20 protein-coding genes and 2 tRNA genes are annotated in these 19,254 nt (G+C 62.5%); 9 read left to right on the forward strand and 13 right to left on the reverse strand.

Features of this window, described 5'->3' with window-relative positions:
- Positions 1-239: 239 nt before the first annotated feature.
- Both E3T40_RS01100 and E3T40_RS01105 read right to left on the reverse strand, forming a co-directional pair.
- Positions 240-1,070, reverse strand: coding sequence for a rhomboid family intramembrane serine protease (locus E3T40_RS01100; protein ID WP_134542443.1), 831 nt, complete (start codon positions 1,068-1,070; stop codon positions 240-242).
- A gap of 12 nt (positions 1,071-1,082) precedes the next feature.
- Positions 1,083-1,622, reverse strand: a complete 540-nt coding sequence (locus E3T40_RS01105; protein ID WP_104194717.1) for a peptidylprolyl isomerase — start codon at positions 1,620-1,622, stop codon at positions 1,083-1,085.
- 125 nt (positions 1,623-1,747) lie between these two features.
- Between E3T40_RS01105 and E3T40_RS01110 the strand changes: the two genes are divergently transcribed.
- On the forward strand, positions 1,748-2,287 hold the full coding sequence (locus tag E3T40_RS01110; RefSeq protein WP_104100637.1) for a hypothetical protein: 540 nt from the start codon (positions 1,748-1,750) through the stop codon (positions 2,285-2,287).
- Positions 2,288-2,364: 77 nt separating this feature from the next.
- Here the strand turns inward: E3T40_RS01110 and E3T40_RS01115 are convergent, their stop codons facing one another.
- The 11 genes from E3T40_RS01115 to dnaA form a co-directional block, all read right to left on the reverse strand.
- Positions 2,365-2,694 (reverse strand): hypothetical protein, encoded by a 330-nt coding sequence (locus tag E3T40_RS01115; protein WP_134542444.1) that lies wholly within the window; start codon positions 2,692-2,694, stop codon positions 2,365-2,367.
- 107 nt (positions 2,695-2,801) lie between these two features.
- Positions 2,802-2,874: transfer RNA gene (locus E3T40_RS01120), tRNA-Ala, on the reverse strand.
- Positions 2,875-2,921: 47 nt separating this feature from the next.
- A tRNA-Ile gene (locus E3T40_RS01125) sits at positions 2,922-2,995 on the reverse strand.
- Positions 2,996-3,079: 84 nt separating this feature from the next.
- The gene (locus tag E3T40_RS01130; RefSeq protein WP_104100639.1) at positions 3,080-3,487 is read right to left on the reverse strand and encodes a DUF3566 domain-containing protein; all 408 of its coding nucleotides are present in this window, start codon (positions 3,485-3,487) and stop codon (positions 3,080-3,082) included.
- Positions 3,480-6,023: a DNA gyrase subunit A gene (gyrA, locus tag E3T40_RS01135; RefSeq protein WP_241981629.1), complete on the reverse strand. Its 2,544-nt coding sequence runs from the start codon at positions 6,021-6,023 to the stop codon at positions 3,480-3,482. Before gyrA ends, E3T40_RS01130 begins: the two co-directional genes overlap by 8 nt.
- Before the next feature lie 64 nt (positions 6,024-6,087).
- On the reverse strand, positions 6,088-8,064 hold the full coding sequence (gyrB, locus tag E3T40_RS01140) for a DNA topoisomerase (ATP-hydrolyzing) subunit B (protein WP_104170920.1): 1,977 nt from the start codon (positions 8,062-8,064) through the stop codon (positions 6,088-6,090).
- Positions 8,065-8,185: 121 nt separating this feature from the next.
- On the reverse strand, positions 8,186-8,674 hold the full coding sequence (locus tag E3T40_RS01145) for a DUF721 domain-containing protein (protein WP_233194112.1): 489 nt from the start codon (positions 8,672-8,674) through the stop codon (positions 8,186-8,188).
- Positions 8,667-9,854 (reverse strand): DNA replication/repair protein RecF, encoded by a 1,188-nt coding sequence (gene recF / locus E3T40_RS01150; RefSeq protein WP_134542446.1) that lies wholly within the window; start codon positions 9,852-9,854, stop codon positions 8,667-8,669. Before recF ends, E3T40_RS01145 begins: the two co-directional genes overlap by 8 nt.
- A 5-nt stretch (positions 9,855-9,859) precedes the next feature.
- Positions 9,860-10,747: a phosphogluconate dehydrogenase (NAD(+)-dependent, decarboxylating) gene (gene gnd, locus E3T40_RS01155; RefSeq protein WP_134542447.1), complete on the reverse strand. Its 888-nt coding sequence runs from the start codon at positions 10,745-10,747 to the stop codon at positions 9,860-9,862.
- A 22-nt stretch (positions 10,748-10,769) separates the two neighbouring features.
- Complete coding sequence (gene dnaN / locus E3T40_RS01160) at positions 10,770-11,918, reverse strand: DNA polymerase III subunit beta (RefSeq protein WP_104170916.1); 1,149 nt, start codon at positions 11,916-11,918, stop codon at positions 10,770-10,772.
- A 363-nt stretch (positions 11,919-12,281) separates the two neighbouring features.
- The gene (dnaA, locus tag E3T40_RS01165; protein ID WP_104170915.1) at positions 12,282-13,700 is read right to left on the reverse strand and encodes a chromosomal replication initiator protein DnaA; all 1,419 of its coding nucleotides are present in this window, start codon (positions 13,698-13,700) and stop codon (positions 12,282-12,284) included.
- Positions 13,701-14,100: 400 nt separating this feature from the next.
- Here dnaA and rpmH point away from each other — a divergent pair, with 400 nt between their 5' ends.
- The 8 genes from rpmH to E3T40_RS01205 all read left to right on the forward strand — a co-directional run bounded on the left by rpmH (position 14,101) and on the right by E3T40_RS01205 (position 19,079).
- Positions 14,101-14,238: a 50S ribosomal protein L34 gene (gene rpmH / locus E3T40_RS01170; protein WP_104100646.1), complete on the forward strand. Its 138-nt coding sequence runs from the start codon at positions 14,101-14,103 to the stop codon at positions 14,236-14,238.
- An 8-nt stretch (positions 14,239-14,246) separates the two neighbouring features.
- Positions 14,247-14,636: a ribonuclease P protein component gene (gene rnpA / locus E3T40_RS01175; protein WP_104194722.1), complete on the forward strand. Its 390-nt coding sequence runs from the start codon at positions 14,247-14,249 to the stop codon at positions 14,634-14,636.
- Positions 14,637-14,639: 3 nt separating this feature from the next.
- Positions 14,640-14,951, forward strand: coding sequence for a membrane protein insertion efficiency factor YidD (gene yidD, locus E3T40_RS01180; RefSeq protein ID WP_104170913.1), 312 nt, complete (start codon positions 14,640-14,642; stop codon positions 14,949-14,951).
- A gap of 7 nt (positions 14,952-14,958) precedes the next feature.
- The gene (gene yidC, locus E3T40_RS01185; RefSeq protein ID WP_104100649.1) at positions 14,959-15,930 is read left to right on the forward strand and encodes a membrane protein insertase YidC; all 972 of its coding nucleotides are present in this window, start codon (positions 14,959-14,961) and stop codon (positions 15,928-15,930) included.
- Between the two features lie 13 nt (positions 15,931-15,943).
- Positions 15,944-16,459, forward strand: a complete 516-nt coding sequence (locus E3T40_RS01190) for a R3H domain-containing nucleic acid-binding protein (protein ID WP_104100650.1) — start codon at positions 15,944-15,946, stop codon at positions 16,457-16,459.
- 11 nt (positions 16,460-16,470) lie between these two features.
- Positions 16,471-17,103: a 16S rRNA (guanine(527)-N(7))-methyltransferase RsmG gene (rsmG, locus tag E3T40_RS01195; protein ID WP_104170912.1), complete on the forward strand. Its 633-nt coding sequence runs from the start codon at positions 16,471-16,473 to the stop codon at positions 17,101-17,103.
- 132 nt (positions 17,104-17,235) lie between these two features.
- On the forward strand, positions 17,236-18,129 hold the full coding sequence (locus E3T40_RS01200; RefSeq protein ID WP_104170911.1) for a ParA family protein: 894 nt from the start codon (positions 17,236-17,238) through the stop codon (positions 18,127-18,129).
- Positions 18,129-19,079 carry a ParB/RepB/Spo0J family partition protein gene (locus E3T40_RS01205; RefSeq protein ID WP_104170910.1) on the forward strand — a complete coding sequence of 317 codons (951 nt, stop codon included), beginning with the start codon at positions 18,129-18,131 and terminating at the stop codon, positions 19,077-19,079. Before E3T40_RS01200 ends, E3T40_RS01205 begins: the two co-directional genes overlap by 1 nt.
- The last annotated feature ends 175 nt before the right edge of the window (positions 19,080-19,254 follow it).

Consider the following 19,254-nt stretch of genomic DNA (forward strand, 5'->3'; position numbering starts at 1 on the left):
GGAGATTCTGGGTCAAACACCTGTTCGTCAGCCCAAACGGGCTGTTCAGAGAAGAATCTCCGTCGAATTCGTTCGGGCAGAGTAGCTGCAGGCCTCGGGCTCGACAGACACGGCGGTCGGGCCGCACGTACCGCCCGCGCCGCGGTCCCCTGCGCGCCTGCGTCGGCATCGGGAACAACCTTCTCCGCCACCCTCCGCGAACCCACATTGCCCCGGGCAATCGGGGCTCACGCGGCGAGCTAGGTCAGGAACATCGCACCGCTGACGACCACCAGAAACGCCCCGAAAACCGTTATCAGCACGGTCTGCAGCCGCTGCTGCTTGATGCGGCGGGTCTGCACGAAGATCAGCCCGACCACCGCACCAGCGATCAGACCGCCCACGTGCGCCTGCCAGGCCACATTCAGCCCCGGTAGGAATCCGATCACCAGGTTGATGCCGACCAGGATCAAAAGCTGGGTCGCGTTTCCGCCCAGGCGCCGCTGGATGATCAGGAACGCGCCCATCAGGCCGAAGATGGCGCCGGAGGCGCCGACAACGGGAATCCGGGGGTCGGACAGGAACAGGACGCCCAGAGATCCGGCGAGGCCGCTCAGCACGTACAGGGCGAGGAAACGGCCACGACCGAGCATTCCCTCAAGGATCTGACCGAAGATCCAGAGCGTGTACATGTTCAGCAGTACGTGGAAGATGGAGCCGTGCACCAGCACGCTCGTCAGCATGCGCCAGGGCTCAAAGCTCCCGGGAGAGGAGTAAACGCCCGCGTACCAGAGGAGGCTGGTGAAACCAGCACCCAGGATGAACTGCAGCAGGTATATCGCCAGTGTGACGGCGATGATCACTGTGGTCACCGGGTGCGAGGTGCTCTTCAGCCGGGTCAGGATGGCCGGCTTGGTGCGCGGGGCATGCCTGCGCTGTTCGTTCATGCACTCGGGGCAGATCACGCCGACGGCGCCCTGAGTCTGGCAGTCAGGGCAGATTGTGCGCCCGCAGCGCTGGCAGAGGATGTAACTCTGCCTGCCCGGATGCCGGTAGCAGAAGTTAGCGGCGGTTCCGGGCAGGCCTGTCATCGTAGGCGGAGCCTAGACCTGCTCGACGGTGACGCTCTCGATGACGACTTCGGTCTGCGGACGGTCGCGGCCGTCGGTGGGCACGGTCGCGAGCTTGGCGACGATCGCACGGGAGTCCTTGTCTTCGACGGCACCGAAGATGGTGTGCTTGCCCTGCAGCCAGGTCGTCGGCACGACGGTGATGAAGAACTGCGAACCGTTGGTTCCGCGTCCGCCCTGGATACCGGCGTTCGCCATTGCGAGCACGTACGGCTGTGTGAAGTCGAGGTCTGAGTTGATTTCATCGTCGAACTGGTAGCCCGGTCCGCCGGTGCCCTGGCCGAGCGGGTCGCCGGCCTGGATCATGAAGTCCTTGATGATGCGGTGGAAGACCGTACCGTCGTAGAGAGGTGCGTTGGAGGTTTGACCGGTGGCGGGGTGCTTCCACTCGATCTCGCCGGTTGCGAGACCGACGAAGTTCTTGACGGTCTTCGGCGCGTGATTGCCGAAGAGGTTGACCTTGATCGGTCCGAGGGTGGTATTGAGCGTTGCGACCGCAGTGTGCTTAGACATGAAGTCAATTCTTGCACAGCCGGATTGGTGGATTCCGATCGACACCGGCTCTACCCAGAGCCCTCCCAGACGATTGCGTGGCAAGATGGACAGTGTTCGCCACATGACATCGATGGAGGGTCCAGATGAGCCTGTCACGCAAGCGCCGCAAGGAACTTACTCGGCTGCGTAAGAGCGCAGACGAATTATGGAACAACCAGCAGGAAGTGCTCGAGCGTGCCAACGCCATTGCACGGGAGGCCAGCCGCCAGGCCGGCATCCTCACCCGTGAAGAAGTAGCTCCCCGCGTGCGTGAAAGCTATGAGCACCTTTTGCGCCCTGGAGTGCAGGCCACTCAGGATCTCGCCGAAGGTGTTCGCCACCAGGTCATCGACCGGGTGTTGCCCGGAATCGGCAGCGGAATCGGCACGGCCATCGGCTCGGTGATGAGCGTCGGGGACGTCGCCCGCGACGCCCGCGTTCGTGCGGCACTGAACCGCGTGCGGTTCCAGAAGCCTGTCGTGCTAGAGAACAAGGGTCCTGGCGCCGGCACCTACATCGCACTCGGTGTTGCCCTGGCCGCCGCCGCAGGCGTCGCCTACGCCGTCTGGCAGACCTTCCGCGCCGACGACGAGCTGTGGGTCGCTGAAGATGATCCCGCCGCCGCCACGTCAGTCGAAGACTAGACCGCAGCACCGCAACGCCAGGGGAGGGCCCGCATCCAGGGGATGCGGGTCCTCCCCTTTTCTTTCGGGTTGCCGGCTCAGCCGAGAAGAATCGTCGAGGCACCCTCGAGTTCTTCGAGCTGCGTCAGAAGCGACATGACGACAATCACGTCGATGACCACATTGAACAGCGCAGCGACGATCGAGAGGATCAGCCCGATCTGCGCCAGATCCCGGCGATTCGAGCGCCGCAGCGCGATAATGCCGAGCACAATCCCTACGCTCGCGAGCAACAGGCCGAGAATCGGGAGCCAGCCGCCGGCGAAGGCCACAATGCCCATCCAGAGGGCCGTGATCGCGAGCCTGTCGGCCGTGGGCCGGGAGGGCGGCATTGCGGCTGCTGGTGCTGGGCGGTTGCTGGCTGACATGCGCCTCACCGTACCAAATCGCAGGGTGAAGCTGTGCGAAAGTGACTGAGGTTCGATAAATGGAGAACGCCCGGCCCCAAAAAAAGGGGCCGGGCGTTCTTATTTTGTGGAGCCACGGGGAATCGAACCCCGGACCTCCTGCTTGCAAAGCAGGCGCTCTACCAATTGAGCTATGGCCCCGCATGATCACGGGGATTGCATGCCGCGGTGTCGAAACTTTTCTTGCGTGGGGATACCGGGATTTGAACCTGGGACCTCTTCGTTATCAGCGAAGCGCTCTAACCAACTGAGCTATATCCCCCTAATGGGCGAGTTTGAGACTACCCGATTCGACGGGATTGTCCCAATCGAGCCGCAAAGCGACCCGACCGGCAACATCCGACGACTAGTTGTTGGTGAATCCGACGAGCAAGCCGCCGGTGATCTTCACGCTCAGGTTGTACAGAACCGCGTATACGGCTCCCAGCGCTGTGATGACGACCGTGTTCAAGATGGCCACGACGAAGGCGAAGCCCATCACGTTCCCGATGGACAGGATGCTGGCCAGATCGGACGAGGCGCCGGCGATATCGGTGTACAGGTCATCGACCTTGCCGAAGATGCCCGTTCCGTTCAGGATCGTGAAGATCAGGAACGTGGCCACGATCGTGACGATGCCCAGGCACAGAGCGATCAGGAAAGACAGTTTGACAGCCGACCAGAAATCCACGTAGACGAGCTTGAGCCGCACCTGCTTGGTCGCGGCCGGCTTGCGGCTGGATTTCTTGGCGAGCTTTTCGGCGACACTACTCATTTACAGGTTCTTCCTCTCCCAAGGCGTTTTCCGGTTCGGCCGCAAGAATCTCGGCCACCAGATTGCGCTCGGTGTTTTTCGCAATGGCGATGATTCTGTCTTCATCCGCAAACTTAGCGAAAACAACGCCCATCGTGTCCCGTCCCTTGGCCGGGACCTCGGAGACGTCCGAGCGTACCACCTTGCCGCTGGCAAGTACCACGAGCACCTCGTCTTCTTCGTCGACGATCAACGAACCCACCAGGTCGCCACGGTCGTCGTTGAGCTTGGCCACCTTGATGCCCAGGCCGCCTCGGTTCTGGAGGCGGTACTGGTCGGCTGCGGTGCGCTTGGCGTAGCCGCCCTCGGTCACGACGAACACATAGCCGTCGCCCGAGACCACGGATGCGTCCAGCAGGCTGTCCTCGCCGCGGAAGTGCATTCCGATGACGCCGGAGGTGCTGCGTCCCATCGGGCGCAACGCCTCATCCGATGCCGTGAACCGGATCGACATTCCTTTTTTGGAGACGAGCAGCAGGTCGGAGTCGTTTTCGACCAGCAGGGCCGAGACAAGTTCGTCGCCCTCGCGCAGCTTGATCGCGATGATGCCGCCCGTGCGGTTCGTGTCGTATTCGCGCAGCTCGGTCTTCTTAATCAGGCCGTCGCGGGTCGCAAGCGTCAGGTACTGGGCCACGCCGTAGTCGCGAATGTCCAGGATCTGCGCGATCTCCTCACCCGGCTGCAGCGCGAGCAGGTTGGCGACGTGCTGGCCCTTCGCGTCCCGGCCGGATTCCTGCGCTTCGTAGGCCTTGGCCCGGTAGACGCGCCCGGTGTTCGTGAAGAACAGCAGCCAGTGGTGCGTGGTCGTGACGAAGAAGTGCTCGACCACGTCGTCCGCCCGCAGCTGGGCTCCCTTGACACCCTTGCCGCCGCGGTGCTGATTGCGGTAATTGTCACTGCGCGTGCGCTTGATGTAGCCGCCGCGGGTAACCGTGACCACCATCTCCTCTTCGGGGATAAGGTCCTCGATCGACATGTCACCGTCGAAGCCGAACATGATCTCGGTGCGCCGGTCGTCGCCGAACTTGTCGGTGATCTCGGTGAGCTCATCGCTGATGATGGTGCGCTGACGCTCCGGGCTGGCCAAGATCGACTGGAACTCCACGATCTGCAGTTCCAACTCGGCAGCCTGATCGATGATCTTCTGACGTTCCAGAGCAGCCAGACGTCGCAGCTGCATGGTCAGGATCGCATCGGCCTGGAGCTTGTCCACGTCCAGCAGTTCCATCAGGCCGGTACGAGCGTCGTCGACGGTGGGGGAGCGACGGATGAGGGCGATCACCTCGTCGAGGGCGTCGAGGGCCTTGAGATAGCCGCGCAGGATGTGCGCATCCGCTTCGGCTTTCTTCAGGCGGAACTGGGTGCGCCGCACGATGACCTCGACCTGGTGGGCGACCCACGCGGAAATGAAGCCGTCGAGGGACAGGGTGCGCGGCACCCCGTCGACGATGGCCAACATGTTCGCGCCGAAGTTCTCCTGCAGCTGGGTGTGCTTGTAGAGGTTGTTCAGCACGACCTTCGCCACCGCGTCGCGCTTGAGAACGATCACAAGGCGCTGACCCGTGCGGCCACTGGTCTCGTCACGGATGTCGGCGATGCCGCCGATCTTGCCGTCCTTGACCAGATCGGCGATCTTGATCGCGAGGTTGTCCGGGTTGACCTGGTACGGCAGCTCGGTGATCACCAGGCAGGTGCGACCCTGGAGCTCCTCGATGCTCACCACGGCACGCATGGTGATGGAACCACGGCCGGTGCGATAGGCATCCTGGATGCCCTTGATGCCGAGGATCTGAGCGCCGGTGGGGAAGTCGGGGCCCTTGATGCGCTGGATCAGCGCTTCGAGCAGTTCATCGCGGGTCGCGTCGGGGTTCTGCAGGTACCACAGGGCGCCGGCCGCCACCTCGCGCAGGTTGTGCGGCGGGATGTTTGTGGCCATACCCACGGCGATGCCGACCGAGCCGTTGACCAGCAGGTTCGGGAAGCGGGAGGGCAGCACGGTGGGCTCGAGTGTGCGGCCGTCGTAGTTGTCCTGGAAGTCGACGGTGTCCTCGTCGATGTCGCGCACCATCTCGAGTGCGAGCGGGGCCATCTTCGTCTCGGTGTACCGTGGGGCTGCGGCGCCGTCGTTGCCGGGGGAGCCGAAGTTGCCTTGCCCGAGGGCCAGCGGATAACGAAGGCTCCAAGGCTGTACGAGGCGCACGAGCGCGTCGTAGATCGAGGAGTCACCGTGGGGGTGAAACTGCCCCATCACGTCGCCCACCACGCGGGCACACTTGGAGAACGCCTTGTCCGGACGGTAGCCGCCGTCGAACATGGCGTAGATGACGCGACGGTGCACGGGCTTCATGCCGTCGCGCACGTCGGGCAGCGCGCGCCCGACGATGACGCTCATCGCGTAGTCGAGGTAGGAGCGTTGCATTTCCAGCTGCAGGTCGACCTGATCGATCTTGCCGTGCTGCACGAGGTGCGCAGCCTTGGCCGCGGTGTCTGCTGCCAGGGACGCGGCGTCTATGTCGGTCCCATCGGGGCCCTCGCCCGAGGTGCCGCCGGTGTTGGAGTGGTCAGATGTCAAGGAAACGCACGTCCTTCGCGTTTTTCTGGATGAAGTTACGGCGGGACTCGACGTCCTCGCCCATCAAAGTGGAGAAGATTTCGTCGGCGGCGGCAGCATCGTCGAGGGTGACCTGCAGCAGAGTGCGGGACTCGGGTGCCATTGTGGTTTCCCACAGCTCCTTGTAGTCCATCTCGCCCAGACCCTTGTAGCGCTGGATCCCGTTGTCCTTCGGAATGCGCTTGCCGGCCGCGGCTCCGTCTTCGAGGAGCGCGTCGCGCTCTCGGTCGGAGTAGACGTACTCGTGTGCCGAGTTCGCCCATTTGAGGCGGTACAACGGCGGCTGGGCCAGGTAGACATATCCGAGATCGATAAGCGGCCGCATATACCGGAAGAGCAATGTGAGCAGCAGGGTCGTGATGTGCTGGCCGTCGACATCAGCGTCGGCCATCAAAACGATCTTGTGGTACCGCACCTTGTCGGGGTTGAACTCTTCGCCCATGCCGGCGCCGAAGGCCGTGATCATGGCCTGAACCTCGGCATTGCCGAGGGCACGGTCGAGCCGGGCCTTCTCCACGTTCAGGATCTTGCCCCGCAGGGGCAGAATCGCCTGGAACTCGGGGTTGCGGCCCTGCACGGCGGATCCGCCGGCCGAGTCACCCTCCACGATGAAGATCTCGGAAAGCGATGGGTCCTTGCTCTGGCAGTCCTTAAGCTTGCCGGGCATGCCGCCACCCTCGAGGAGTCCCTTGCGCCGGGCGGTCTCTCGCGCTTTGCGGGCGGCCATCCGTGCGTTCGACGCTTGAAGCGCCTTGCGGATGATTTCCCGCGCCGGGTTGGGGTTGCGGTTGAACCAGTCGGATAGCTGGTCGTTGGCGACCTTCTGCACGAAGGACTTCGCCTCGGTGTTGCCCAGCTTGGTCTTCGTCTGTCCCTCGAACTGCGGTTCGGCGAGCTTGATCGAGACCACGGCGGTCAGGCCCTCGCGCACGTCGTCACCGGTGAGGTTGTCGTCTTTTTCCTTCAGGATGCCCTTTTCCCGGGCGTATTTGTTGACGAGGGTGGTGAGCGCGGCGCGGAAGCCCTCCTCGTGGGTGCCTCCCTCGTGGGTGTTAATCGTGTTCGCGTAGGTGTGCACGCTCTCGGTGTAGGCGGTGGTCCACTGCATGGCCACTTCAAGCGCCATCTTGCGTTCGTGATCTTCCCACTCGAACGAGATGATCTCGTCGTTGACCAGGTCGGCTTTCTTGGCCCGGTTGAGGTATTCGACGTAGTCGACAAGGCCGTTCTCGTAGAGGAAGGTCTTGGTGACCGGCGTGCCCTCGTCGTCGAGGTTCTGCGGCCGCTCGTCGGTGAGCGTGAGGCTGAGTCCCTTATTCAGGAAGCCCATCTGCTGGAAGCGGGCTCGCAGAGTCTCGAAGTCGAAGTCCGTGGTCTCAAAGGTCTTCGAACTTGGCCAGAACGTGATGGTGGTGCCGGTTGCATCCGACGGCTCGTCCATGGTGAGGGGAGCGTTGGGCACGCCGTCGTGGAAGCTCTGGCGCCAGACGTGACCCTGGCGGCGTACCTCCACCTCGAGGCGGCTGGACAGCGCGTTGACAACCGAGCTGCCCACGCCGTGCAGACCGCCTGACACCGCGTACCCTCCGCCGCCGAACTTGCCTCCGGCGTGCAGCACGGTGAGCACGACCTCGACGGTCGAGCGGCCCTCCGCCTTGTGAATGTCGACCGGGATTCCGCGGCCGTTGTCGGCGACGCGAACCGCGCCATCCGCCAGGATCTTAATGTCGATGGTGTCGCAATAACCGGCGAGGGCCTCGTCGACGGAGTTGTCCACGATCTCGTAGACGAGGTGGTGCAGACCGCGAGGTCCGGTGGACCCGATATACATTCCGGGTCGTTTACGAACGGCTTCAAGTCCCTCGAGAACTTGGATATCGTCTGCGCCGTATCCGTGCTCCGGCTCGATCTGTGGGTCAACTGACATCTGTAATGGGGCTCCTGACCGTCGCGCGGGCGACCCTTTAGCCTACCAAAGACGCCAAGCACTGCGGGCCAAATCGGGCATCTGCGGCGTTTAATGCACCGGGTTGACCTGTTTTGGCCAGTTACCCATAGGTATCGCGTGGACCGCGCCCTGGAATTGATCTGGGACCCTTTTTCCAGGAGGGAGCGTTAGGCCCTTGAAAACGGATCGACTCGATGCCTGCGTCCGGATACTTCACGGCGATATGCGTCATGATCTCCACCCGCATCATGCGCAGCTGCGTCGCCCAGGCCGTCGACTCGCACTGCACCGTCAGAACGCCCTCGTCGATTCCGACCGGGGTCGAGTGTTTCGACGTCTCCTCGCCGGCCAGCAGGGTCCAGGAGGCAAGCAGCTCCGATTGGGCCAGCGGTGAATTCCAGCCCAGCTGCAGCGTGAGCGAGTTGATCGTATCGCTCAGTCCCCGAGGATCCCGGCCCGCGCCGAACGGAACGCTCGAGCCGATTTCGGCTCCAGGACGCCGTCGGGCGCGGCTGCGCTTGGCGTTTGGGTCACCGAATACGTCCTTGAAGCGCAGATAGACCCGGGAGGCCTCGCTCGGCTCAGCCATCGACGACCGCCCCGGCATGGATGTGGATGGTGTGCTCGGTGAGTTCTTCCGGCACGTCTTCGAGCACCGCCGCGGTGATCAGAACCTGTTCGAAACCGGTGACGGCGGCGGCCAGACGTCTCCGGCGGCTCAGATCCAGTTCGGCGAAGACGTCGTCGAGGATCAGGACCGGGTCGCCCGTCGTGGAGTCCCGGCGCAGCAGCTCCGCCGAGGCGAGTTTCAGGGCGAGGGCGAACGACCACGACTCACCATGGCTGGCATAGCCCTTGGCGGGCAGTGCATTGAGCGCGAAGACCAGGTCGTCCCGATGCGGTCCGACCAGGGTCATACCCCGGTCGAGCTCCTTGCGACGAAGGGCGGCCAGTGCCATGCGAAACGAGTCCCCGGTGGTCGATCCTGTCGAAACCGAGGCTGACGAAACCGAACCGGTGGGAACCGAGCCCGTCGAGGCCATCGCCTCCATCGCTGCATCCTCGTCTGCACCCAGGATGCTGAGTGATGGAACCAACATCGGCCCATGGTCTTCCCCCGCGACCGCCCGGTACGCAGCACCCAGAGGTGGCCCGAGCAGGCGAACGAGTTCGGCCCGCTCGTCGATGATCTCGGAGCCGAGAGCAACGAGGCGATCGTCCCAGATTTCGAGTGTTCCAAGCTGGGTGGTGCGCACGCCCGAGGCCCGCGCCGACTTCAGCAGCGTATTCCGCTGGCGCAGCACCCGGTCGTAGTCGGCCAGAACCCCGCTAAGCCGGGGGGTGCGCAGCACGAGCAATTGGTCGAGGAATCGCCGGCGCCCGGACGGGTCACCCCGAACCAGCGCCAGGTCTTCAGGGGCGAAGAGCACGCTGGAGAAAAAACGTGGGAGTTCTCGAGTCTTGATCACCGACCGGTTGACTTGGGCCCGGTTCAGGCCCGAGCGGTTGATCTGCACCTCGGTCAGGATCTCGCGGCCGTTGAACTCGAGCTTGGCCCGGATGATGCCGGCGTCGCGACCGGCCCTGATCATGGCGGAGGTGTTGGAGACCCGGTGCGAACTGAGGGTACTGAGGAATCCCAGGGCCTCGACGAGATTGGTCTTTCCCTGCCCATTCCGGCCCACGATCAGATTGGGTCCCGGCGCGAACGGCACCTCGACCTGCGCATAGTTGCGAAAGTCGGTCAGAGACAGATGTTGGACCCGCACTCGGGTCAGTCGGCCGTTTTGACGGCGTGGCCGCCGAACTGATTGCGCAGGGCCGCGACCGCCTTCATCGCGGGGGAGTCGTCCTGCCGGGACACGAACCGCGCGAAGATGGCCGCGCTGATCGTCGGTACGGGAACGGCGTTATTGATGGCCTCTTCGATGGTCCAGCGGCCCTCACCGGAGTCCTCGACGAAACCCTCGATGTTCTGAAGTTCCGGGTCGTCGTCCAGGGCTCGCACGAGAAGTTCAAGCAGCCAGGACCGCACCACGGTGCCGCGCTGCCAGGCCTTGAACACGCCGGGAACGTCGGTGATCAGGTCACTGCGCTTCTCCAGCAGTTCATAGCCCTCGGCGTATGACTGCATGAGGGCATACTCGATTCCGTTGTGCACCATCTTCGCGTAATGCCCGGCGCCGACCGCGCCGGCATGCACGAAACTCTCGTCGCGTGGGCCCTCGGGACGCAGAGCGTCGAAGACGGGCATGGCCCGCTCGACCTGCTCGGCGGCGCCACCGACCATCAGCCCGAATCCATTGGTCAGCCCCCACACGCCCCCGGACACCCCGGCGTCGACGTAATGCACGCCCGATGCCGCCAGAAGAGCGGCATGGGCGAAGTCATCGGTGAAGCGCGAGTTTCCGCCGTCGATGACGAGGTCGCCGGCGCTAAGCTCAGTGGCCAATTCGGCGATCACGGCATCCGTCGCGGCACCGGCCGGGACCATTACCCAAACAAGCCGCGGAGCCGGCAGCGCGGCAATCAGCTCAGCGGTGCCGGCAACGTCCGAGATCTCGGGGTTGCGGTCGAAACCAGTGACCTCGACGCCATTGGCCCGCAGACGGTCGCGCATGTTCGCGCCCATTTTTCCCAGGCCGATGATGCCGATGTGCATGGCTGTTCCTTCCGAGATTGTCCTAGCGCAACAGCAGATTGGGCTGGAGCAGGTACTTGTAGCTGTCGGCGCCCGGCTGATCCCGAGAGGTCTGGCTGGTGATCAGAACCGGGCCCGGCTTGTTGGGATTCTCGGTCTTCGTGAAAGAGATTCGCACAAATTCCGAGTGCACCGCGCCCAGGCCGTCCAGCAAAAACTGAGGTTTCAACGAAACGACCGTGTCCGTGCCGGACAGGATCGCGTCGATCGTCTCCGATGCCTGGGCCTGCTCCGATCCGACCGCCTCGAGGGTGAGACCGTCGGCGGTGAAGGTGAACCTCAGGGCTGCTTCGCGCTCGAGGACGAGCTGCACTCGACGGGTCGCCTCGATCAGGTCCGCCGTGTTCATGACCGCGTAGTTGTCCACGTTATCGGGAAACAGGCGCCGCACGGGTGGATAGTTTCCCTTGATCAGAAGGGAGGTGACGGTTTTCTTATCGGCGGTGAACGCGATGAGCTCGCGGTCGTCGGTGTGGGTGATCGCGATAGAAATCGTGCCGCTGTGACCGAACGTCTTGCCGACCTCCTGCAGAGTGCGGGCGGGAACCAGGGCCGTGATGGTGTCGGTGGTCGTGGTGCTGCCTTTATCCCAGTCGATCTCGCGCACGGCAACACGGTACCGGTCCGTGGCCACGAGGCTGAGGCTGTTTTCCGTGACTTGCAGCTGTACGCCGGTGATCACGGGGGTGACATCGTCACGGGAGGCAGCCACCGCCACCTGGGCGACAGCAGCCGAGAACTCTTCGGCGGGCACGAGACCGGCCTGCGCGCTGACCTGCGGGATGCTCGGGTATTCCTCAACCGGCATGGAGAGCAACGTGAAACTCGCACTGCCACAACTGACCGTGATCCGAGATTCGTTGGTCGAGAACCGCACCGGTGCGTTGGGCATCCGACTGGCGATGTCGGCGAGGAGTCGTCCCGAGACGAGAACTTTGCCGACTTCTTCGACGTCGGCGGCGATCTCGGTTTGCGCGGAGACCTCGTAGTCGAACGACGAGAGGATCAGCCCGGTTGCCGTCGCCTCGATCAGCACACCGCTCAAAATCGGCAGCGTCGTCCGCTGGGGAAGGAGCTTGACAGCGAAAGAGACGGCTTCACTGAAGACGTCCCGGTTGGCCTGAAATCTCACGAAGTCACTCCTGTTCGGTTAGAGACCTGGATACGGCCTCAATGGTAGCCGTGTTTCACGGAGCAAATTTTTGCAACCGCCGAGCACTCAAGGTTGTCGGATGGAGAGAAAGAGAAGTTAATTGTTAATCTTCTTAACCGGTGTGGAAACTGTGGATAACTTGTGGGATGCCGCTAGGCGACTGGGAACTACAAACTTGTAACTTGTTGGCAGCCTGTGAGTGCCCAGCACACTTCGGTGTCGTGCCGGTTTGGCAAGGAGGGGAGTTTGCACAACCACGCGCTGAGTTTCTACAGGTTGTGCCCAGTTGTGTAAACAATTTCCACAGGGTTATCCACAGGTGTGAAAACTGAAGAAATACCGCTATTTGTAACGGTGGTTCTGCTTGATGCGGTTCGTGAGCTCGGTCACCTGGTTGTAGATCGACCGGCGTTCCTTCATCAGTTCGCTGATCTTTTTATTCGCGTACATCACCGTGGTGTGGTCTCGGTTGCCGAATAATTGGCCGATCTTGGGCAAGGAGAGGTTGGTCAGCTCACGGCACAGGTACATCGCGATCTGGCGCGCCGTGGCGATCGCCTGCGACCGGGATGACCCGTAGAGGTCATCCACGGAGAGCTTGAAGTAGTCGGCGGTGTTGGTGATGATATCGACCGGCGCGATCACGTTGTCCTCATCGAGGGTGATCAGGTCCTTCAACACCGTCTGCACCAGGTCCATGTCGACCGGGGTGCGGTTGAGGCTCGCGAAGGCCGTCACCCGGATCAGGGTTCCCTCGAGTTCACGGATGTTCGAGGAGACCTTCGAGGCCATAAACTCGAGAATATCGTGCGGGACCTGTAGTTTCTCGCTCTGCGCCTTCTTGCGTAGGATCGCGATTCGCGTTTCCAGGTCGGGTGCCTGGACATCCGTGATCAGGCCCCACTCGAAGCGTGACCGCATTCGGTCCTCAAAACCGGTGAGGTGCTTGGGCGGGAGGTCACTCGTGATGACCACCTGCTTGTTGTGATCGTGCAGGGTGTTGAAGGTGTGGAAGAAGGCTTCTTGCGTTTCCGCCTTGCCTTGCAGAAATTGGATGTCGTCGATCATCAGGATGTCGATGTTGCGGTAACGCGACTGGAATGCGGAACCACGGTTGTTGGCGATCGAGTTGATGAAGTCGTTGGTGAATTCCTCGGAGCTGACATAACGCACCCGGATGCCGGGGTACAGGCTCATCGCGTAGTGGCCGATGGCGTGCAGGAGGTGGGTTTTGCCGAGGCCGGACGACCCATAGACGAAGAGAGGGTTGTAGGCCTTCGCAGGCGCCTCCGCTACCGCGACCGCCGCGGCGTGTGCGAAGCGGTTGGACTGGCCGATCACGAAGTTGTCGAAGCTGTACTTCGAGTTCAACCGGGTGTCATGGGGCCGCTCGGGCGAGCTGCTCTCGAACACCGATTGCGGTGCGGCTGGGGTTTCCACATCGGGGGGAGAACTCGATTCGCGCACCGGCCGGATGGATTCCTTTTCCAGCTCGGGATTGACGACCACATAGAAGGTGGACACCGCGGACGCCTCATCCAGGTGGCCCATCGCCGTCAGGAGCGGCACTCGCATGCGCTGATTGAGCATGCTGGCCGTGAACTCGTTGGGGACCTCAAGGTAGAACGTGCCGGCGGCGATACCCTTGGGTTCGACCAGGTTGAGAAAGCCGTACAGCATGGGCGTGATGCTGTCGTCGGATTCCAGGCTGGTCAGGACAGACCGCCAGGTCTCCGTGATGGGCTGTTCTTCGGTGGCCATGGTTTCTCCGCTTTTCTCTCATTGTTGCCTTCTACAACGACGGAGATCGAGGACTGGGCTCGTCTCTGAACGCATAATCCAGCTAAAGCATCCACAAGGTTATCCACCGCCTGTGGGCAAATAAGCCCCAATTCACAGGGTTTGTTGAAAACCTGTGGATAACTTGTCCTCACGGTAGTCAATCACCGCCAGTCCGGCCAAATTCGTTCGCATTTCGTGCGCGTGTCGATGCTCGAAATGGGTGCGATTGTGTGTACAACCGATGTTTTCGGGAGGTCGAGTTTGACCATCACCGGCCAAAGCCGTAGTTTTAATCAGTTGACCCCAGCCCGAGGGCTACCTCACTCTTTCCCGGCCGCTCAGTTTGGCCTACGGAGATTTAACACGTGGAGACAGAACAATGAGCAAGAGAACGTTCCAGCCGAACAATCGCCGTCGCGCCAAGGTGCACGGCTTCCGCCTTCGCATGAAGACCCGTGCCGGCCGCGCGATTCTGGGTGCTCGCCGTCGCAAGGGTCGCATCGAACTCTCCGCTTAAGCACTCTCGTGCTCGCGGGGGCCAATCGCATCACCGCCGGTGACGACTACAAGTCGGTCGTTCGCCGGGGTGCGCGCATCGTCGGCCCGCACCTAGTGACGTATCTGCGCCGGAATCCGGAGGAGGCTCCGGCACGGTTCGGTTTCATTGTGGCGAAAAACGTGGGTGACGCCGTGCGGCGCAATCGAGTTCGACGTCGTTTGAAGGCGGCGAGCTACGCTGTGCTGTTCTCCACACGGCCCGGCACGGATGTTGTCATCCGCGCTCTGCCGTCGGCAGCGGATGCGCCGTGGTCGACCCTGCATGCGGAACTGTCCGTGGCGCTGGTGAAGTTTCAGCGCATCTCGGTTACATCCGTTGCCGGTAAGGCCCCGGCAGCGATCCGATCGGATCGCTGACTGGTGAACAGGTTCTTGACTACGCTCATACTCCTCCCACGCAACGCGGGGGTTCTCGTACTGCGTGCGTACAGAGCCGTGATTTCCCCGCTCTACGGCGATGTTTGCCGGTACTACCCCTCCTGTTCGGCGTATGCACTCGGCACCGTTCAGGAATACGGACTCGTCGTGGGATCAGCCCGAGCCGCGCTGCGGCTGGGCCGATGCCATCCGTGGGCCGAAGGCGGGATCGATGACGTTCCCCTCAGGCGGAAGCGTCGCGTCATCGTGACGTCGTTTGGTTTTGTTATCGCAGCGAGCCACGGAAAGGGCTGACGCAAAGATGGACCTCCTAGGTACGATTCTCTGGCCGCTGAAATGGGTCGTCGAGGCTCTACTCGTCGCATTCCACTCCCTCTTCTCCGTCATGGGGATGAACTACGACGACGGCCTCACATGGGTGCTCTCGATCGTCGGTCTCGTGATCGTCGTCAGGGCCGCCCTGATTCCCATCTTCGTGCGGCAGATCAAGAGCCAGCGCAAGATGCTGGAGGTCGCGCCGCAACTCAAGAAGATTCAAGACAAGTACAAGGGCAAGAAAGACCAGTTTTCGCGCGAGGCCATGTCCCGCGAGACCATGGAGCTCTACAAGCGCACAGGCACCAACCCGCTGAGCTCCTGCCTGCCTTTGTTGCTGCAGATGCCGATCTTCTTCGCCCTGTTCTCCGTATTGAATGACGCGCAACGTAGTCAGGCTGGAGTCGGCCCGCTCAACGACGATCTCGCGAAGAGCTTCGGAAACGCCACCCTCTTCGGCGACGCGCCGCTGCATGACTCGTTCGCGTCTCAGTGGACGAAAATGGTCGCTGGTCAGGACTTCAATGCCGTCGTTATGTGGATCGCGGCCATCATGGTGGTCCTGATGACCGCCTCACAGTTCATCACCCAGCTACAGATCGTCTCCAAGAATATGTCGCCGGAAACCAAGGCAAGCCCCATGTTTAAGCAGCAGCGCATCATGCTCTACCTGCTTCCCCTTGTCTTTGCCTTCTCCGGTGTTGCCTTCCCCCTCGGCGTCATGTTCTACTGGCTTACCTCGAACATCTGGACAATGATCCAGCAGTTCCTGGTCATCCGGAATATGCCCACGCCCGGCAGTGAGGCCGCCAAGGCGCGCGAAGAGCGACTGGCCCGAAAGGGTAAACTCATCGCCACGGATGGTGACGTGATTGTGGTCGAAGAGCCCAAGAAGCCTCAGCGTCAGCAGCCGGTCGCAAAGAATCGTGCCAAAAAGCAATCCGGCCCTAAAAAATAAGAAGAGACCCAACGTGACTGAGAACACTGACGTGATCGCCGCACCTGGACCGGCGGACGATTCCCCCACGCTCGGCCAGCTCGAGCAGGAGGGGGACATCGCCGCGGACTACATCGAGGAATTCCTCGATATCTGCGACCTCGACGGGGACATCGACATTGACGCGCGTAATGGGCGGGCATACCTGTCCGTCAATTCCTCGGATGTCGCGAACCTGCGTTTGCTATCTAAGCCGGAAACCGTCAATGCCTTGCAGGAATTGACGCGACTGGCCGTGCAGAACAAGACCGGAGCTTTCTCGCGGTTGATCCTGGATATCGGCGGCTCGCGCGACGCCCGGCAGGCCGAGTTAGCCTCACTGGTGTCCCGCGCCGTGGAACGCATCCAAGCGGGTGCCGCCGAGGCATCACTGCCGCCGATGTCCTCCTACGAGCGCAAGCTCGTGCATGACCTGGTGTCGGAAGCGGGTTTCGTCTCTGAGTCCAAGGGCGAGGGCCGGGACCGCCACACGGTCATCTCCGCCGCGTAGTACATCGAAATATTGTGACTCACACTCTCGAGGCGGAGCCAGCCGTTGCCGCGGATCTCTTCGGTGACCAGATCGAGGGTGCCCGCGCCTTCGTGGCCAGCCTGGCTGCGCAGGGCGAGGAACTCGGCCTGATCGGCCCGGTGGAAGTACCACGGCTGTGGAGTCGACATATCCTCAACTGTGCGATCGTCGCGCCGCTGCTCCGACCCGGACTCGTCGGCGATGTCGGTTCCGGGGCCGGGTTACCCGGCTTGGTGCTGGCGATCGCCCGGCCGGATGTGACGTTCGTACTCATCGAGCCCATGGAGCGCCGGGTCGCATGGTTGACCGGCCAAGTGGCCGCGCTCGGCCTGACCAATGCGACCGTACTCCGGGCTCGGGCGGAAGACGTTCGGCTGCCCGGGCGGCTTGACCAGGTGACCGCCCGTGCGGTCAGTGCCTTCCGCACCCTGATCCCTCTCACGGCCCCCCTTCTAAATCCCGGCGGTGAGCTGGTGCTGATGAAGGGCACGGGCGCCGCGGCGGAGGTCGAAGCCGCGGCGAAGGCCATCCGTAAGTTCCGGCTCAGCAATGTCGAGGTGATCACCCTCGGCGAGGGCGTGCTGCAGGATGTGACTCGAGTCATAAGGGCTACAGTGGATTAGTCCCTAGTGTCTGCTCTTGTCAGTGCTGAGGCACAACCGGAGTCCCTGCGGGGGTGGCTCATTAATCGTCGAACGCGAAGGTTTCACGTGAAACAACCTGGTGAAGACCAGCAATCAAGCAAGGCGGCCGCGGTGTTTGACGATACGACCCCGCTTGCGCGTGAGATTTCTGACCTGACGCGGCGCCGACAGCGGATTGCCTCCGAGACGCTGCCGAGGCCGGAGAAGACGCGCGTCATCACCATCTCGAACCAGAAGGGTGGCGTCGGCAAGACCACGACCGCGGTCAACTTGTCGGCCGCTCTGGCCCGTCAGGGCGCGCGCGTTCTGGTGATCGACTTGGACCCCCAGGGCAACGCGTCCACCGCCTTGGGCGTCGAACATCGCGCGGAAACCCCCAGCGTCTACGACGTCATCGTCAACGACGAGGAAATGGCTGCGGTCGTTCAGACCAGCCCGGAGTTCGGCTCGCTGTTCTGTGTGCCGGCCACTATCCACCTCGCGGGTGCAGAAATAGAGCTCGTCTCCCTGGTCGCCCGTGAGCAGCGTCTCAACCGTGCCCTCGAATCGCACCTGAAAACGATGGATGACCCCTACGACTACGTTTTCATCGACTGCCCCCCGTCTCTGGGACTCTTGACGATCAACGCGTTTGTCGCGGCCCGCGAGGTGCTGATCCCGATTCAGTGTGAGTACTACGCGCTCGAAGGTCTCAGCCAGCTGCTCAAGAATATCGAATTGATCGAGAAGCACTTGAACCCGGACCTCGGGGTGTCCACGATTCTGCTCACGATGTACGACAGCCGCACCAACCTGGCGAACCACGTGGCCCAGGATGTGCGTGAACACTTCCCCAAGCAGGTTCTGAACACCCTTATACCGCGTTCCGTGCGTGTCTCTGAGGCGCCGAGCTACGGTCAGAGCGTTATCAGTTACGACCTCAATTCTGCCGGATCACTCTCATACCTCGAAGCAGCAGCAGAGATCGCCCATCGGGGCGCCCCCAAGACAGGAGTCGCACTTTAATGGCTAAAAGGACTGGGCTTGGCCGGGGGATCGGTGCACTCATCCCCATTCAGGACGACCCGACGCAGGCGCGTCCAGTCGATGTGTTCTTCCCCTACGCCAATGCGGTGCGCCCGAACGAGACCGAGGGACTTCTTCCGGTTCCGGGTGCGCGGCTCGCGCACCTCAATCCCAGCGACATCGTGCCGAACCACGTCCAGCCGCGGAGCACCTTCGATGAGTCCGACCTGGCCGAGCTGGTACACAGCATCCAGGAAGTCGGCGTGCTGCAGCCCATCGTGGTTCGTTCCATCGTGGAGCAGCCCGGCAAATACGAACTGGTGATGGGGGAGCGTCGGCTTCGCGCCACGAAGGTGGCCGGACTGACCACCATTCCGGCGATCATCCGTGAGACGGCGGATGTCGACATGTTGCGTGACGCGCTGCTGGAGAACCTGCATCGCGCACAGCTGAACCCGCTCGAGGAGGCGTCTGCCTACCAGCAGCTGCTGGCCGATTTCGGCATCACCCAGGAGGAGCTCGCACAGAAGATCGGTCGGTCGCGGCCGCAGATCACCAACACCATCCGTTTGCTGAAGCTCCCCGAGGCCGTGCAGATGCGCGTTGCCGCCGGTGTTCTGTCTGCCGGGCACGCGCGAGCGATCCTCTCCGTCGGGGATCCGGCGGGCATGGTCAAGCTGGCCGACAAAATCGTCAACGAGGATCTCTCCGTACGGGCAGCGGAGGCCGCGGCCGCGATGCAGCCACGTGTCGATTCCGTCAAGCCAACGGGCGGACGTCGTCAGGGACACCTCGACGAGATCGCGGAACGCCTCGGTGACCGACTGGACACCCGCGTAAAGATCCATTTAGGCGCAAGAAAAGGCCAGATCACAGTCGATTTTGCCACGATCGGTGATCTCAATCGCATCCTCGACGTTCTCGGCGAACCCGGTTTCGGAGCCAGCTAGCCCCACCCCAGTGTCGAGCGCCCCGCTGCTCGACCGCTCGGTGGTCGACCAGCCGGTGGTTGACCAGCCGGTGATCGATCACCCCGTGGTCGAGTGAGTCGAGACCCGCCCCGCTCCGTTAGTGTTTCACGTGAAACATGAGCATCGGCCCTCACCCGTGCGTCGAACCGGGCCG

Origin of the sequence: Cryobacterium sp. TMT1-19 (genome assembly GCF_004403055.1) — a bacterium.
GTDB classification, from domain to species: Bacteria; Actinomycetota; Actinomycetes; order Actinomycetales; family Microbacteriaceae; genus Cryobacterium; species Cryobacterium sandaracinum.